This window comes from Rickettsia endosymbiont of Rhinocyllus conicus (genome assembly GCF_964026465.1).
Lineage (GTDB): Bacteria > Pseudomonadota > Alphaproteobacteria > Rickettsiales > Rickettsiaceae > Rickettsia.
This window is the reverse complement of record NZ_OZ032155.1, coordinates 310003-326152: the sequence shown is the minus strand read 5'-3', so window position 1 is coordinate 326152 and position 16150 is coordinate 310003. Positions and strand designations below refer to the sequence as shown.

The following is a 16150-nucleotide window of genomic DNA, read 5'->3' as shown; positions in this document are numbered from 1 at the left end:
ATATGGGTAAACGTAAACTATTGAAAGAATCTCAGAATAAAACAAGCAAAGAGTTAGCAAAAGAAAGATTAGAAATTAGAAGATTACAGTTTAAAGCAGAAAAACTTGGTTTTAAAAATTCTGATAATAAAGAAGAACTTTTATCAGCCTATGCGGGTTATAGAGAAGAGAAATCAGCAAAGAAAGCTGGATTTATTGATAAAGATGATAAAGGAGATAAAATAGCGTATAGAAAATATTTACGAGCAGGAGCAGCAAAGAAAGCTGGGCTTATTGATAAAGAAAGTAATGGGGATATAAAAGCTTATGATAAGTACCTCAGAAAACAAACTGCGAAAAATGCTGGATTTATAGATAAAGATGGCGAAGCTGATATAAAAACTTATAATAAATATACAAGAAAACAAGCGGCAAAGAAAGCCGGATTTATAGGTAAAGATGGCGATGTGGATCTAAAAAATTATAATAAATATATATTAGAACAAACTGCAAAAAATGCTGGATTCATAGATGAAGACGGTAAGGTAAATGTTAAAGCTTATGATAAGTATGCCAAAGAAAAGACAGCAAAAAATACCGGATTTATTTATAATGGTAAAGGAGATATTAATGCTTATAAGAAGCACTTAAGAGAACAAAAAATAAAAAATGATAATTGTCTAAATATAAACTATTTAGACATGGAAGAGGAAAGCCATTTAATTTTAGCTGGAATGAGTCAAGAATTTAGTTCTAAAATTATATGAAAAATAGAACAAATCTATAAGAGGTGAAGTATGGATAAATATGAAAATGATATAACGATATATACATATGATCCTCAAGGTAGAATGTCTAGCGTGTCAATTGGAAATGTAAGAATAGAAAAAGCTGATTCTAATAACAGTTTAAATAGTAATGAATTAAACTTGTTAAATGAAATGGAAAAGAAAAAAGATAAGTATAATGATGAAGATTTAGAAATAATTAGTATCACTGCTGATACAGACTCATTAAAAGAGCACAAGGATAGTGATAATAATAGTCAAACAAAAATTTTAGATTCAGAAAAGGAAAGTGATTGTGGTACGTTTGATTGTATGGGTAAAAATGATGATTTTTGTTGTATAATTACCTAACATCATATGAAAACGTTTAAACAATTTAGGTAATTAATGAAATCGCAAGCATCTATAAATGGTAAAATATGGCAGCGTAGAAGCGTTAACGAGGAAATAGTCATAGAATTATGCCGTAGTTTTAAAATCAGTGATTTGCTTGCTAGAATGATATCTTTAAGGATTGATGATATAGCTAAGGCAGAAGATTTTTTAATGCCGAAAATCAAGAATTTGCTTCCTGATCCTTTCCATCTACTTGATATGCAAAAGGCAGTAGATAGAGCTATTAAAGCTATCTTAAATAAGCAAAAAATATGTATATTTGCCGATTATGACGTCGATGGTGCTACTTCGTCAGCATTACTTAAAAATGTTTTCAAAGATTTAAATATTGTTTGTGATATTTATGTCCCTGATCGTATAGCTGAAGGGTACGGTCCTACTCCTTCTGCTATGCAAAAAATTAAAGATAACGGCACTGAATTATTAATAACAGTTGATTGTGGTGCGATGGCTCATGAAGCCTTGAAATACGCAAAGGATGCAGGGCTTGACGTAATCGTTATTGATCATCATATAGCTACTGAAATATTACCTGAAGCGGTAGCTATAGTGAATCCGAATCGTGTTGATGAGACAAGTGAATGTAAACATCTTGCAGCTGTAGGGGTTGCTTTTTTATTTGCAACTGGGATATTATCAGATTTAAAGAAGCAAAATTATTTTGAGAAAACTCTTCCGCCTAATTTGATGAAATATTTGGATTTGGTGGCTCTTGGTACTGTGTGCGATATGGTAAAGCTTATTGGGTTAAACCGTGCTTTTGTATCGAGCGGCTTAAAAATAATGCATCAAAGGCAAAATATCGGCATTAAAACGTTATATGATATGGCAGGGCTTAATGAAATCCCAAAATGTTATCATTTAGGTTTTATTTTAGGCCCGCGTATTAATGCTGGCGGTAGAGTAGGAAAATCAAGTTTAGGTGCTAATCTATTATCTACCAATTGCTCTAATGAAGCTCTTAAATTAGCTGAGGAGCTTGAGAAGCATAATAATGAACGTAAAGTCATTGAAATGCTGATGATAGAAAAAGCAATGGAAATGGCTAAGACACAGCAAGATAATAGTTTATTATTTATTGTTAAAGAAGGATGGCATCCCGGTGTTATAGGTATTGTTGCAGGAAGACTTAAAGAGAAGTTTGATAAGCCGGTAGCAGTTATAGCCCTAAATGACGGAATTGGTAAAGCATCATGTCGCTCTATTTTAGGTATTGATTTTGGTGCTGAGATTATTAATGCTAAAGTCAAAAATTTACTAATTACAGGCGGAGGACACGCCATGGCAGCAGGTTTTACAGTAGTTGCCGAAAAAATACAAGAATTACAAGAATTTTTAAATAACGCTTTTAGAATTAGTCTAAATAGACTAGAAAATTATAAGCAAGCAGAATATGATCTTGATTTAAGTCTTAGTAGCGTCCACTTACCTTTAATGGAGGAATTAAGTACTTTGGAGCCTTTTGGTCAAGGTAATTATGAACCTATATTTAAATTTGATAATTTATTTGTATTAAAAGCGGATATAGTGGGAAGTAAGCATATTAGATGCTTGTTTGCTCCGAATAAAAAAAGTTCCAGTAGTAAAGCATTACAAGCTATTGCTTTTAATTCGTTAGGTACTTCATTTGAAGAGGTATTACTTAGTCCTAAAGCACATAATATTTCAGTATTAGGAACATTAAAGACAAATAATTGGCAAAATAATTACACTATTCAGTTAATTATAAAAGATGTAATAATAACTTAAAAATGATGTTTATGAGCAATTTTAAAAAAATAAAAGATGCTTCTACAAAAATTTCAAAAGATTTAGCCAAAGTCGAAGAGCATTATCAAAACTATCCCCATCCATTTAGAGATCCAAATCAAGAAAAAGAACGTTTACTTAATGTTTGCGGTGAGTTTTTAGGAGAGTTAAATCATTTTTTATATAAAGGTAAAGAAAATTTTGATAATGATTTTAGATGTCTAATAGCTGGTGGCGGTACAGGTGATTCGGCTATTTATCTTGCAGATCAGCTGAAAAATAAAAATGCCGAGATAATATATTTGGATTTAAACAAGTCTAGTATGGAAGTAGCACAAAAACGTGCTGAAATACGTGGTCTTAAAAACATCAAATGGGTTAACGATTCTATATTAAATATACCTAATCTAAAACTTGGAAAATTTGATTACATAAATTGTACCGATGCACTTAATCATTTAGCAAATCCCGATATGGGATTAAAAAATCTAAAGGATTCTTTAAAGCCAGAAGGTGGTATGGGTTTGATGGTATACGCAAAATATGGTCGTACCGGTGTTTATCAGATTCAAGATTTAATGAATATGGTGAATAAAGATGCTAAAAACCGTGTCGAAGAGGTGATAAACGGAAAATTAATTTTAGATAATTTGCCTGCTACCAATTGGCATAAAAGAGGTTGGGAATTATTTTCAAATTATAAAAATTTGAGTGAAGCTGAAGTTTATGACATGTTTTTGCATAAACGAGATAAAGCCTATTCTATTCCTGAGTTATATAAACTTGTAGAAAATGCCAGTTTAAATTTTGTTGATTATCTTGATCCGATTGAGAAAGTTTTATTAAAACCAGAAAATTATATAAAAGATTCATCCCTTTTGCAAAAAATTAAGAAAATGGATAAAGTAGCTCAAGAAGCAATTTGTGAAATACTTACTGGTAATATTACTAAACACTCTTTTTATGTATCAAATCAAAAAGATAGTGTAGCATCACTTGATGATCTTGATAATGTGCCTTATTTCTATAATATCACTAATTTTGCTAAACAAATTTATGAGTATCTAGAATCTAATGCTTCAACAATAAGTAATGTTATTAATTTTACTATTAATAATGGCGTATTAAATAATGTTAATATCTCAATGTCGATATTAGCTAATCTAAATACATATTTAAATATATGGCAGAGGAAAGAAGCTTAGGAGAGATATTTGATATAGTGCGTAAAGAATTAAATAAAGATATAAGCAATAAAGCATTATTAAACGAAGTCAAAAATGTATTTGCCCCGTTACTTAGTACAAATATTTTGTTATTAAAGTCAAAAAGTTTATAAAGAGTATTGTTGACATTTCTGAAATCTTAATTATCTTTAAGTAAATAATTTTGGAGTAAAAAAATGGTAAGAGAAATTACTATAGGGGGACAAGAACCCGAAAAACAAAATAAAGAAGAAATAAAATTTAATGATATCGGGATAAAATTAACAGAAGTTAATAATAATTTTGATAAAATAATAGAGAGTTTAAAAAAAGCAATAAGTAAAGATCCAACAAACAAAGCTCTTTTAAATGCTATGAAAGATTTTAATATTATTAGTGAAGAATTCAAAAATCATACTGAAAATGTCAAAAATAATATTGATGAAATTATCTCGTCACCTATAAAAAATTTAGCTGAACATTTAGAAAAAAATACTCCGCTTGGTAAGTTACAAAAGTTTGTAACTGATCAAGCAGAAAAAGCACAAGAAAAATTGCATGGTTTTGTAGGTGAAAATAAGATTTTGAAAGCTGCATGGGGAGTTGTACTTGCTGGATGTGAAGTAATAAAAGTTACTGTTAGTGCAGCTGTAAATTCTGCTATAGCCAATGGTAAGCTTGCTACAAGTGTAAAGGATTTTGGGGCAGCAGTTAGTGATTCATTACAAAAAAGCCCAGCAACTGGTAGAGTACGTTAATTTATTGTAAATTGTGATTTATTCTATAGTACCGGACAGTTTTAAAAAAGTCTCGTCATTGCGAGGAAATTATGAAATAATCGACGAAGCAATCTAGTTAAAAAATACTAATAAAATTAGTATTTTTTATTATTTTCTGGATCTAGTTCCCAAGCCACGGCATGACAGAAATGGAGCTGATCCAAGCAAGCAGCTCTTAAGCAGTAGTAGCAACAAGTATATATTCTACAAAAACTTGTCTTATCTCAGGCTGTCTGTGATTATGGAATAAATATCTATTAAAGAAGTAACTTGTTAAGCTTAAAGCTTGCCTTTTTTCTTCTAAGGTAATTTTGTCATTACCAGATAGCAGAAATTTTGGCAAAGGTAATAATTTATCTTTATAAGGTGTTCCTACCTCATATGATACAGCTCTGCCTGATTTAGGTGATAGATAAGCTAAATCTTGTGTAGTATTGCTAACACCGCATTTAGTAAAGTCAAGTTCATAGCCCATTTCAGCAAGCAGTGCTAGCTCAAAATTAATATAATCATGAAAACAAAAATTTTTTGCTAGATTATCCAGATAGTTTATTAGCAATGAGAAAAAATTATAATGCTCTTCTCTTTCGTGAAATAACTCTTTGATTAAAGATATGACGGAATTAAAAGCATATAGCTTAGCTTTATTTATAATAAAATGACCGGTATAAGATTTGACAAGCTCGCATTTGGCAATTCCGATATGTTCATGAAGTCTTGCTTGCCATAAAAAATCTACTACATTACCTTCTTGATATATAAACTTGCTTTTTTTCGAAGATTCTTTTGCAACACCTGAATATAAACCATGATTTTTGGTAAAAACTGTAATAATAAACGTATTTTCCTTTAACGGTTTTTTAGCAATTATTACTCCTATATCTTTTATGTTCATGGTTTTTTTATTACTTAATGTCACCCCGTGGCTTGACCACGGGGTCTTTTATTACAGGTTATAAGATCCCGCGATCAAGTCGCGGGATGACAGATACAGCTGTTTCTTCGCCTCGTCTGAGTTACCCGTATATACTATATTTTTATAATTTAGTTTCATTGCAGTAAACAAAGCTGCATGGTCATCATCAATATCCACAATAACATCTATAACTTTTTTAGGAAATTCTTTTTGTAAAGTTTCAAGCATATGATCAACTACTAACATACCATAATATTTTACACTGCTTTCAGAATTTGTTAATATATACTCACCTTGTGCAGAAGATAAAAAATCTCGTGCATCTTCCAAATTTTCCACCTTATAAACTACACTCATTTTATTATCTCTTTTAATTTTATTCATCCACCACGGGATGACAGGGTTGGAACAAGACCTATGCATGAATAACCTAACTACTCTCTGCCATAAGCTTATGAGCTTCATTATCCTCAAGCCATTCAGCATTTTCTATCAAATATTGCTCTTGAAACTTGGCAAGTTTTGGATCAGGCTCCCCTGATAAATTTTTAAGTCCCTCAAACAAAATACCTAAAAAGCCGATATTATTCTTTTCGCAATAATTTTGCATATCTTCTATATGATTTTTGCGATCATCAACAAACACGATAAAACTAGCTTGTAGCTCTTTAGAAAATTTGGCTAAAGTACCACTTTTTGAATGGTTACCTGTTATAAATATTCCTTTATAAAAAACCGCCTCATCTTTTTTAGCTGGACTAAAAATTGCCAATTTTTCATTGTCAGAAAATTCTATACCTAAACTTTTTAATTCTTCATATCGCCATTCTTGCATGGATGGAATATTGCCAAATTTCCCTGTACTCATCTGTGTAAGGGCATAAACGAAATAATTTTTTTTAAGAGTATTTAAAACCTGCACCCATTCTTCATCAATCAGTATCACTTTCCGCTGCAAACGCCAATTACTGACAATCTCTTCAAAATTATCATAATTACTTTTGTTTGCCTTAATTCTATCAAGCATTTGATTATAGGGCGGGTTTCTAAAAGTAACTGATTTCGGTGTTATAATAGTATCGTCTACATCTAGAAAAATTAATGCCTCGGCGGGGATATTTTTTATTAACTCAAGAATTTCTGAAGCTGAGCTAGCAACTGGAAATGAGGAGGTGATGTTGTGCATATATTATTATTTATGTGTTTAAGTTTTTCCGTCATTGCGAGGAAAGGCAAAGCCTTGACGCGGCAATCTCAGGAGTCTTACTTCATGAGATTGCCACGCTCATTTCATTCGCTCGCAATGACGGTGCTGGACAAGTCGCAGGATGACATTTTGAGAACCCTTATTCCCCTTGGGCTAAGCTATATCCAGCTTTACCATCAAACTCAAAAAGATTTTCTACTTTGATAAAGTCGATATTTGCTTTGCTTAAGGTCTCAAGTAATTTTGTTATATCTAAATGCTTTAATTCTTTTCCGTCTTTAGCCATAAAACGACAACACCAATGATCGGATATGGTCTCGAATCTTGTATCACGAGGCCATAATTTCAGTCCTTTAGAAGAGATTGTTTTCAGCTCAAAATTACCGAGATCAAGCTTATTTACCTTATCAGCTATATCATGAGCAGAAGCGACATTCATATTTACAAATATATCCGTGCCGACTAATTTTTTCGATTCTTTAGTGTTGATTTTATATGTGGTATTACTTTCCTGCTTTTTAGTAACTAACGGATAATCTGCTTTAGCTAATTTCTCTGGCTTCTGACCTAGCCTTTTTACTACTTCCTCGGCGAATTCTTTTGTGCCGACCTTTTTAGTAGAATGGTCTTTATTATATATATCTGCTGTATGCATGCCATCTTCTATAGTCTTCTTCCAAGCATTTTCGATTAGAGTGGCAATATCACCCTGCCCTATATGCACTAACATCATTATAGCAGCATTTAATAGCCCTGATGGGTTTGCGATGTCTTGACCTGCAATATCAGGAGCACTTCCGTGTACTGCTTCAAACATTGCATAATGCTCTCCGATATTGGCAGAACCAGCTAAGCCTACCGAACCTGAAATTTCAGCTGCTACGTCAGAAATAATATCACCATACAAATTAGAAGTTACGATAACATCAAATATTTCCGGTTTAGTCGCAAGCCTTGCAGTGCCGATATCGATAATATAATGTTCATTATTGATTTGCGGATATTCTTTGGCAATTTCATTAAATACTTTATGAAAAATCCCATCGGAAAATTTCATGATATTATCCTTACTTAAACAAGTAACTTTTTTGTGGTTATTTTTTACTGCATACTCAAAGGCATATCTGATAATTTTCTCGCAACCGGTACGGCTAATAAGCTTAACTGATTCATACATATTATGCGTCTGGCGGTATTCTATACCGGCATATAAATCTTCCTCATTCTCACGTATGATAGTTAGGTTTAGATTTGGATGCTGAGTTTTAGTAAAAGGATGAAACGAAACAGAGGGGCGAATATTAGCAAAAAGTTGTAATGTTTTACGAATCGTAACATTTAGGCTTTTATATCCTCCTCCTTGCGGCGTAGTAATCGGAGCTTTAAGTATAATTCCCGTGCGTTCTATCGACTCCCAACTTTGTTCACTTATACCTGAACTATAATGCTTTACATAGAGTTTTTCCCCTACTTCTATAGTTTCTAAACGGATTCGTGCTTCAGCTTTACGTAATATATAAAGCACGACTTCCATTATTTCAGGACCTATACCATCCCCATATGCAATTGTAATCGGTGTAAATTCTGCCATATTGATACTTATTAATAATTATAATTGATTTGGACTTCTTTTAATCTCTCATTCAATATAAAAGTTACTTCAGAAGTTATATTTAAATTATCTTTTGCATATAAAATTTGAGCACTTGGAATGACTAAATTAACGCTATATTTTTCTGCAAGCTCACTAATTATTGTAATCGTTAATTCATGAATTTTACTCATAGCTTCAGCATGAGCTTGCTCAAGTCTTGCTTTTTTACTCTGAATTTCTTTTTTTACTTCAGTAACTTTTTCATAAAATTCGCTTACTTTCTTTTCAAACTCATCTTCACTTAAAGAAGAACGTTCTTTCATCACGCTTTCTTCCATAGGCTTAAATTCTGCTTCTTTTGTGTTAATATCTTCTTGAATTTTTTGATTAATTTTTTCAACTTTATTACGCAAATTTTTTATAGCCATTGACCCTTCTAAAATCGATTGAACATCAACAATAGCCACTCTAACTTTAAAATTATCTTCTTTATTTGGCAACTCTGCTTGAGCAAAATATGAAAAACTTATTATTAAAAGCAACCCTAATAATCTATACTGCACGATATAACTCTGTTTTTATTAAATAGACCGTTATTGTCATTGCGAGGAGATGCAACGCATCGACGCGGCAATCTCATAAAGCAATATAAACCTCCTGAGATTGCCACGTCGAAACTTACAGTTTCTCCTCGCAATAACGAATAATCTAAAACACTCCACTAATCAAGAATAAATAACATAATATGATTTGTCTAGTCTGAATGTTCTGCTAACATTGGCACATCCTGCTGCCATTCTCCATCATCAGATTTATAACTTCCTTGATCATCGCCCATACTAACATCCTTATCACTATTACTATCTTCAAGCTCTGGTTCTGTCAAAGGTTCTTCCAAGTTAACATTATCAACCATATGAATTTTATTAAGCTCCCTTAAAGCGTCAAAAGCAATCTTAAAACTTGTATCTTTCGACTCTATTAATACAGCTTTCATTCCAGCTTTCTTTGCAGCCTCTACATTATATAATGTATCTTCAATTAATAATACATTTGCCGGATTTGTTACTCCTACTTTTTGCATAGCTTCTTCTATATGCTTCTGTTTGTCACAAACAGGATGAACCATATAATATTGCTTTAGAGCTTCTGGCAAATAAGACACTATATGTAGCTTTTCCACATCTTCTTTAAGTATTTTTGTCATAGCATATTCTACTGCTTGTGGGTAATCGTTAAATGATACTAAAGCCACCTCATACTCAGATAACCAAGCCTTTTTTATTAAAGTTACTAGTCTTTTTTCATTCCTCCAACCTAAAGACGGATTTCTCAAAAACTCATCTGTATACTGTATTTTTAGTTTTTCAGTGATAGATATTCCAAATTTATGATCTATAGTTAATTTCTCACCAAGGTAATTATGTAAACTCTTGAAAAATATTGTTCCGTCAACATCAAGACATAATAGTTTTTTTTGCTTCATAAATGGAATTGTAAAAGTTAATATATATTGTTCTTTAAATTGAATTCATGAGTTTTACAAGAAGTTTATTCCAATTTTTGCTATTTTGGTATATAATGCAGAAAACTATTGTAAACTTGTGAGAATTTTTAAAGATGACATCTATTCGTAATATAGCAATTATTGCCCACGTTGATCATGGGAAAACCACGCTTGTTGACAACATGCTTAAACAAAGTGGCACTTTTAGAGCTAACCAACAAGTAGCCGAACGTGCTATGGACTCTAACGACCTTGAGCGTGAACGTGGGATTACCATACTTGCCAAATGTACTGCCCTTATGTGGGGTGATGTACGTATCAATATAGTAGACACACCAGGACACGCTGACTTTGGCGGTGAAGTAGAACGCATACTTAGCATGGTTGACGGCGTTGTGCTACTTGTTGATGCATCAGAAGGACCAATGCCACAAACAAAATTTGTGCTTTCTAAAGCCTTAAAGCTTGGTTTAAAACCTATCGTTGTTATCAATAAGATCGATAGAGATGACCAAAGAATAAATAAAGTTATTGATGAAGTATACGAGCTATTTGTAGCGTTAGAAGCAAATGATGATCAGCTTAATTTCATAGATAAAATAGTTTATGCTTCAGGTAGAGCAGGAAGAGCTTCATTAAATTTTGATGAAACGATAAATCCTTTAGACAATTTAGCAGATGATCTTGCACCTTTATTTGACCTAATAGTAAAGCATGTACACGCTCCTATAGCTGATGCTAAAGCACCTTTTTCTATGCTTGTTACTACTAGAGAATTCAACCCTTTCTTCGGTAGAATTTTAACCGGTAGAGTACAAAGCGGTAGCGTTAAGGTTAACCAAAATATTAAAGTACTAAACCGTGAAAATAAAGTACTTGAAAATGGGCGAATCACTAAAATATTAGCCTTTAGAGGACTCGAGAGAATCGCTATAGATGAGGCTACAGCCGGTGATATTATCGCCATTGCTGGTGCTGAAAATGCTAACGTTGCCGATACGATATGTGCACCTGAAGTAACTGAGGCACTGCCATCACTACCGATTGATCCACCAACCCTATCTATGACCTTTAGCGTTAATGACTCACCACTTGCAGGTAAAGAGGGTACGAAAGTTACATCAAGCTTAATTGGCAGCAGATTGATGCGTGAGCTTGAGAGTAACGTAGCCCTTAAAGTAACCGAAGCACCTGGATCAAACGCTTTCCAAGTTGCAGGACGTGGAGAATTACAGCTTGGTATCTTAATCGAGACTATGCGTCGTGAGGGCTTTGAATTATCAATCAGTAGACCAGAAGTATTATTCCAAACAGGCGAAAACAGCAATAAACAAGAACCTATGGAAGAAATCCAAGTTGACGTTGACGATGATTATGTTGGTGTGGTCGTAAGCTCCTTATCGCTTAGAAAATGCGAAATGACCGATATGAGACCATCAGGTGGCGGCAAAAGCCGTGTTACCTTTATCGGTCCATCAAGAGGTTTAATTGGTTATCACAGCCAATTCTTAACTGAAACTCGTGGTACTGGTATCATGAACCGTATTTTCCATGGCTATGCTGATTATAAAGGCACTATCGAAGGGAGGACTAAGGGCGTACTTATCTCTAACGGCGATGGTGACGCTGTTGCTTACGCTTTATGGAATCTGGAAGATAGGGGAAAAATGTTTATCAATCCAGGTGACAAAGTATATAGAGGGATGATTATCGGTGAACATAGCCGTGATAACGATTTGGAGGTAAATCCGCTTAAGGCTAAACAGCTAAGCAACGTCAGAGCATCCGGTAAAGATGAGGCTATTAAATTAACCCCACCAATGCTTTTAACTTTAGAGCAAGCAATCAGCTATATACAGGATGATGAGCGAGTTGAGGTAACACCGAAATCTATCCGCTTACGTAAAGCTCTACTCGACCCCAATGATCGTAAAAGAGCTGGGAAGTAAAGAATTATTATTGCATAAATCGAAAAACATTCTTGGTGTCATCCCGTAGCGGCATTGTTGCGTGAATCAGTTTTCCATTTGTCATCCCGCGAGCTTGTAGCGGGATCCAATTAAAAATACTAATAAAATTAGTATTTTTTATTATTTTTTGGATGCCGTGGTCAAGCAACTAGATGACATCGAAAGTGCTTTTCGATCCACGTGACAATGCCTCCCGTGGCTTGTCCAATAGTACCGGACAGTTATTATTCTATGTCATTCTTAGCAATGGCGGGAATCCAGCATAAAGCGAGATAAATCGAGCTTTTATATTCTAAAAAATTACTGTATTTAGACTTTTTTTTCCTGGATTCCCGCTTTCGCGGGAATGACATACAAAGTCACCTACATCTGAATAAAATATAACATTTTTTTAATAATTGTCCGGTACTATAGGCTTGTCCACGGGATCCAGTAAAAAAATACAAAAAACTTGATTTATCTCGATTTATGCTGGATGTATACCATTGATACTTCAAGATTTGGCAAGCCAAATTTCGGGATTCGTCTTTGCTTACGTACTTCTGTACGCTCCGCAGACTCACCGCTTATTTGACTTACCAACTTTTGAAGTATCTGCGGTATATATGCTTTTCAAGCTACACAACAGCTTTACAATTCTTTATCAGGCAAAAAGCCCCCAATTTGAGAGTCCCATAAAGTCTTATATAACCCGTTACGATCTAGTAGCTCGTTATGGCTGCCGTCTTCGACAATTCTACCTTTATCAAAAACAATAATCCTATCCATATGCAAGAGCGTTGATAAACGGTGGGCAATTACTATCGTTGTTTTTCCCTGCATTAAATCCCATAAGCTTTTTTGAATATATTCCTCAGTCACAGAATCTAGTTGTGAAGTGGCTTCATCTAAAATCAAAATTGGAGCATTTTTAAGGATAGCTCTAGCGATTGCTATTCTCTGTCTTTGTCCGCCTGATAGCTTGATACCTCGCTCACCAACTAACGACTCATAGCCCAAGGATAATTTTTTAATAAACTCATGTGCATAAGCTTTTTTAGCAGCCTCTATTACTTCTGCATCTGAAGCATCAGGTTACCATATCTAATATTTTCCATAAGGCTGCGATGAAAAAGTGAAGCTTCTTGCGGTATTACACCTATATTATTACGTAGCGACTCTTGCGTAATTTCTTTAATATCTTGATCGTCAATAGCTATTTTTCCTTCTGCTATATCATACATTCTAAGGATCAAATTAACAAAAGTTGTCTTGCCACTTCCGGAATAACCTACCAGTCCTACTTTTCCTCCTGGCTTGATTACTAACGATTTATTTTGAAATAACGGCGTAGTATTTTTATATTGGAATTTTACTTTATTAAAAATTATCTCTCCCTTTTTAATTATCAAATTCTTGGCATTAGGTTTGTCAATTATTTCAAGCGGAGTTAAAGCAATATCAAGCCCCTGCCTCGTTTCACCTACTGCTCTAGAAAATTTTAAAATATCGCGAGATAAAGACCATAAAATATCTATAATCGAAATATTAAGAGTTATAAGCAGAACAAAATCACCAGTAGTAACGACTCCCTGCTTAAAGCCCGATATTAGGAGAATAAAACCAATTATCTGATAGATAACAAATAATACGCCTTGAAAAGCAAACATATATAAAAACCACCAGTCACGTTTTTGGCTAGCTTTTACATATTCATTAAGTTGACCGCTTAATCTTTTTGACTCTATCTTTTTTGAAGCAAATAAATGCACGCTGATAATATTGCTTAAAATATCGACAATATAACCGACTAGTTTTGAGCGTATTTGCGAAGATTCTGCTGATAATTTCTTAGCACGTTTGGCAAAACAAATAGCAGAGATTGTAAAGATAACTACCCAAATACCTAATAAAATCCCAAATTTATAATTTATTGTAGAGACTGTAAAAATGGCTATTATTATTGCTATAAAATTACCAAAAAACTGATTTATTACCGCATATAGTAAATCGGGTATATTACCCATTACGTCTTTTACTTTATTAGCAAGATTGCCGGCAAAATGATTCTGAAATAAATTTTGCGAATGTTGCATCATTTTCTCCATCAGAATATCTGCTATATAACGCTGCATAGGCGAATATAATTTAATGCCGATATAATCTAAAAACCTCCACATAAGGATTATGACTAACGACATGCTAAGATAAAAAATCATCAATCCTGATAACTCACTTACTATATTTTCAGCATTTAATAATGGAATTTTATCAAGCATCAGTTTTAATATATATGGGCGAAGACTCATATCGATTGCCCAAATAATAGCAACGGCAAATTGCCCTAAAATTAACCATTTAAAAGGCTTACAAACTTCAAATATAAAATTAAGTATTGGATTACTTTTCATAAATTTTTAAATTAGAACAGGATAAGTAAATAGTAATAAGTGAGACAGGTTTAGACCGAAATGAACCATCATAGAGCATAATATTTTATTGGTTTTATAGTATGCATAGCCATAGAAAAATCCACAAGTGCTACTTAGAATTACATATGTCAAACCACCTTGAAAATGTGCCACTCCGAATATTAAAGATGCTATAACTAGTGCTAACATTTGTTGTTTCGGTAAAAGATTTTGCAGGGTTCTTTGTATAAATCCCCTAAAAAATACTTCTTCACTAAAACAGATAAAAAAGAAATTATTAATCATCCATATCAGTAATATATCTGGAAGTTTAGGCTCAAATAAAACATAACCGCTTACTAATACTAGAGTTATAATTATTACTATACATGACAATAGCGAAAATAATATAATGGTACCCAAAAACTAGACAAGAAAATAGAGAAAAGTAGGTATAATATCTCCTAGGAAAAGGAGCAAAAAATGAAAAAACAAGTTAAAAAATATAGTGCAGAAGAAAAAGCAAAAATAGCAATTGAAGCAATATCTGGAGAAATGACTATAGCTCAAATTACCAGCAAATATGGTGTTCACGCTAATCAGATTTATAAATGGAAGAAAGAAGCTTTAGATTTTATGGTTTCTGGATTTAAATCGAAATCTAAACAACAAGATACCGGCCAAGAAGATTTAATTAAATCATTATTTGAGCAAATAGGCCAGTTAACAGTTGAAAGAGACTGGCTTAAAAAAAAATCTAGTATCTTTGGATTTAGAGGTTAGGAAAAAAATGATAAGTTATGCTTCAAATTTAACCATAGCAAGACAATGCAAACTTTTAGATTTAAACCGCTCAAGTTACTACTACCGAGCTAGGAATACCTTAGATGATAAGGAGTATAGAGTACTGAACAGAATTGATGAGATTTTTACAGAGCATCCCTATTATGGTACTAGAAGAATGTCTCATGTCCTAAAATCCGAAGGGTTAAATGTTAGTCGTAAGATGATAAGAAAATATTATAAAATACTTGGTATTGAAGCAGTATACCCAAAGATTAATTTAAGCCGTAGGAATCAGGCTCATAAAGTATACCCATATCTATTAAATAATATAGAGGTGGTTTGCTCCAATCAAGTTTACTGTGCAGATATTACTTACATAAGATTAAAGCAAGGTTTTGTATATTTGGTTGCTATAATGGATTGGTATAGTCGTTATATTTTGAGTTGGCGGGTGTCGATTAGTTTAGAAAATGATTTTTGTATTGAAGCTCTAAATGAAGCAATATCTATACATGGCAAGCCTGACATTTTTAATACGGATCAAGGAGTACAATTTACATCAAAAGATTTTACTCAAATACTTGAGCAACAAGGCATAGCTATTAGTATGGACGGCAAAGATAGAGCCTTAGATAATGTATTTATTGAACGTTTTTGGCGATCTTTGAAACAAGAGAAGATTTATCGTTTTGATCTTGAAACGGTACGTGAAGCAAAGATAGCTATCAGAGATTATATAGAATTTTATAATCAGCAAAGACCTCATCAATCGCTTGAATATAAGACACCTGAAATGATACATTTTGCAGAAAAACTAGAAAATTATCAAGAGGCTATATGACATAGAAAATGCAAACTTTACTTTGAAAAACCAATACATTAAT

16 protein-coding genes and 2 pseudogenes are annotated in these 16150 nt (G+C 33.1%); 8 read left to right on the top strand and 10 right to left on the bottom strand.

All coding sequences use genetic code 11. The features are described 5' to 3' along the window. Positions 1 to 2 precede the first annotated feature (2 nt). The 5 genes and pseudogenes from AAGD54_RS01660 to AAGD54_RS01640 all read left to right on the top strand — a co-directional run bounded on the left by AAGD54_RS01660 (position 3) and on the right by AAGD54_RS01640 (position 4875). The gene (locus AAGD54_RS01660; RefSeq protein ID WP_341794845.1) at positions 3 to 746 is read left to right on the top strand and encodes a hypothetical protein; all 744 of its coding nucleotides are present in this window, start codon (positions 3 to 5) and stop codon (positions 744 to 746) included. Positions 747 to 776: 30 nt separating this feature from the next. Then, complete coding sequence (locus tag AAGD54_RS01655; protein ID WP_341794844.1) at positions 777 to 1118, top strand: hypothetical protein; 342 nt, start codon at positions 777 to 779, stop codon at positions 1116 to 1118. Between the two features lie 36 nt (positions 1119 to 1154). Then, positions 1155 to 2912, top strand: coding sequence for a single-stranded-DNA-specific exonuclease RecJ (gene recJ / locus AAGD54_RS01650; protein WP_341794843.1), 1758 nt, complete (start codon positions 1155 to 1157; stop codon positions 2910 to 2912). Between the two features lie 11 nt (positions 2913 to 2923). Next, a pseudogene (locus AAGD54_RS01645) lies at positions 2924 to 4251 on the top strand (class I SAM-dependent methyltransferase). A 63-nt stretch (positions 4252 to 4314) separates the two neighbouring features. Further along, positions 4315 to 4875: a hypothetical protein gene (locus tag AAGD54_RS01640; protein WP_341788840.1), complete on the top strand. Its 561-nt coding sequence runs from the start codon at positions 4315 to 4317 to the stop codon at positions 4873 to 4875. Positions 4876 to 5071: 196 nt separating this feature from the next. Here AAGD54_RS01640 and recO read toward each other — a convergent pair whose 3' ends face one another. The 6 genes from recO to AAGD54_RS01610 all read right to left on the bottom strand — a co-directional run bounded on the left by recO (position 5072) and on the right by AAGD54_RS01610 (position 10099). Next, on the bottom strand, positions 5072 to 5791 hold the full coding sequence (gene recO, locus AAGD54_RS01635) for a DNA repair protein RecO (RefSeq protein ID WP_341794842.1): 720 nt from the start codon (positions 5789 to 5791) through the stop codon (positions 5072 to 5074). A 51-nt stretch (positions 5792 to 5842) separates the two neighbouring features. Continuing rightward, the gene (locus AAGD54_RS01630; protein ID WP_341794841.1) at positions 5843 to 6169 is read right to left on the bottom strand and encodes a hypothetical protein; all 327 of its coding nucleotides are present in this window, start codon (positions 6167 to 6169) and stop codon (positions 5843 to 5845) included. A gap of 73 nt (positions 6170 to 6242) precedes the next feature. After that, a complete protein-coding gene (locus AAGD54_RS01625) occupies positions 6243 to 6998 on the bottom strand; it encodes a DUF2608 domain-containing protein (RefSeq protein ID WP_341794840.1) in 756 nt (251 codons plus the stop codon). A 160-nt stretch (positions 6999 to 7158) separates the two neighbouring features. Further along, positions 7159 to 8610, bottom strand: coding sequence for an NADP-dependent isocitrate dehydrogenase (locus tag AAGD54_RS01620; protein WP_341794839.1), 1452 nt, complete (start codon positions 8608 to 8610; stop codon positions 7159 to 7161). Between the two features lie 11 nt (positions 8611 to 8621). Further along, positions 8622 to 9176, bottom strand: a complete 555-nt coding sequence (locus AAGD54_RS01615; RefSeq protein WP_341788836.1) for an OmpH family outer membrane protein — start codon at positions 9174 to 9176, stop codon at positions 8622 to 8624. 191 nt (positions 9177 to 9367) lie between these two features. After that, entirely contained in the window at positions 9368 to 10099 is a 732-nt protein-coding gene (locus AAGD54_RS01610; RefSeq protein ID WP_341788835.1) for a hypothetical protein, read from the bottom strand. Between the two features lie 134 nt (positions 10100 to 10233). Between AAGD54_RS01610 and typA the strand changes: the two genes are divergently transcribed. After that, complete coding sequence (gene typA, locus AAGD54_RS01605) at positions 10234 to 12069, top strand: translational GTPase TypA (RefSeq protein ID WP_341794838.1); 1836 nt, start codon at positions 10234 to 10236, stop codon at positions 12067 to 12069. 498 nt (positions 12070 to 12567) lie between these two features. Here the strand turns inward: typA and AAGD54_RS01600 are convergent. The 4 genes and pseudogenes from AAGD54_RS01600 to AAGD54_RS01585 all read right to left on the bottom strand — a co-directional run. Continuing rightward, positions 12568 to 12694: pseudogene (locus tag AAGD54_RS01600) on the bottom strand (palindromic element RPE5 domain-containing protein); the annotation flags it as partial. Between the two features lie 26 nt (positions 12695 to 12720). Beyond that, positions 12721 to 13089 carry an ATP-binding cassette domain-containing protein gene (locus tag AAGD54_RS01595; RefSeq protein WP_341794837.1) on the bottom strand — a complete coding sequence of 123 codons (369 nt, stop codon included), beginning with the start codon at positions 13087 to 13089 and terminating at the stop codon, positions 12721 to 12723. Between the two features lie 50 nt (positions 13090 to 13139). Beyond that, positions 13140 to 14480: an ABC transporter ATP-binding protein gene (locus AAGD54_RS01590; RefSeq protein WP_341794836.1), complete on the bottom strand. Its 1341-nt coding sequence runs from the start codon at positions 14478 to 14480 to the stop codon at positions 13140 to 13142. Positions 14481 to 14486: 6 nt separating this feature from the next. Continuing rightward, positions 14487 to 14786 (bottom strand): CPBP family intramembrane glutamic endopeptidase, encoded by a 300-nt coding sequence (locus AAGD54_RS01585; protein ID WP_341795157.1) that lies wholly within the window; start codon positions 14784 to 14786, stop codon positions 14487 to 14489. Between the two features lie 177 nt (positions 14787 to 14963). Between AAGD54_RS01585 and AAGD54_RS01580 the strand changes: the two genes are divergently transcribed. Further along, a complete protein-coding gene (locus AAGD54_RS01580) occupies positions 14964 to 15263 on the top strand; it encodes a transposase (protein ID WP_045812944.1) in 300 nt (99 codons plus the stop codon). 7 nt (positions 15264 to 15270) lie between these two features. Continuing rightward, positions 15271 to 16107, top strand: coding sequence for an IS3 family transposase (locus AAGD54_RS01575; RefSeq protein WP_341794232.1), 837 nt, complete (start codon positions 15271 to 15273; stop codon positions 16105 to 16107). Positions 16108 to 16150: the final 43 nt, after the last annotated feature.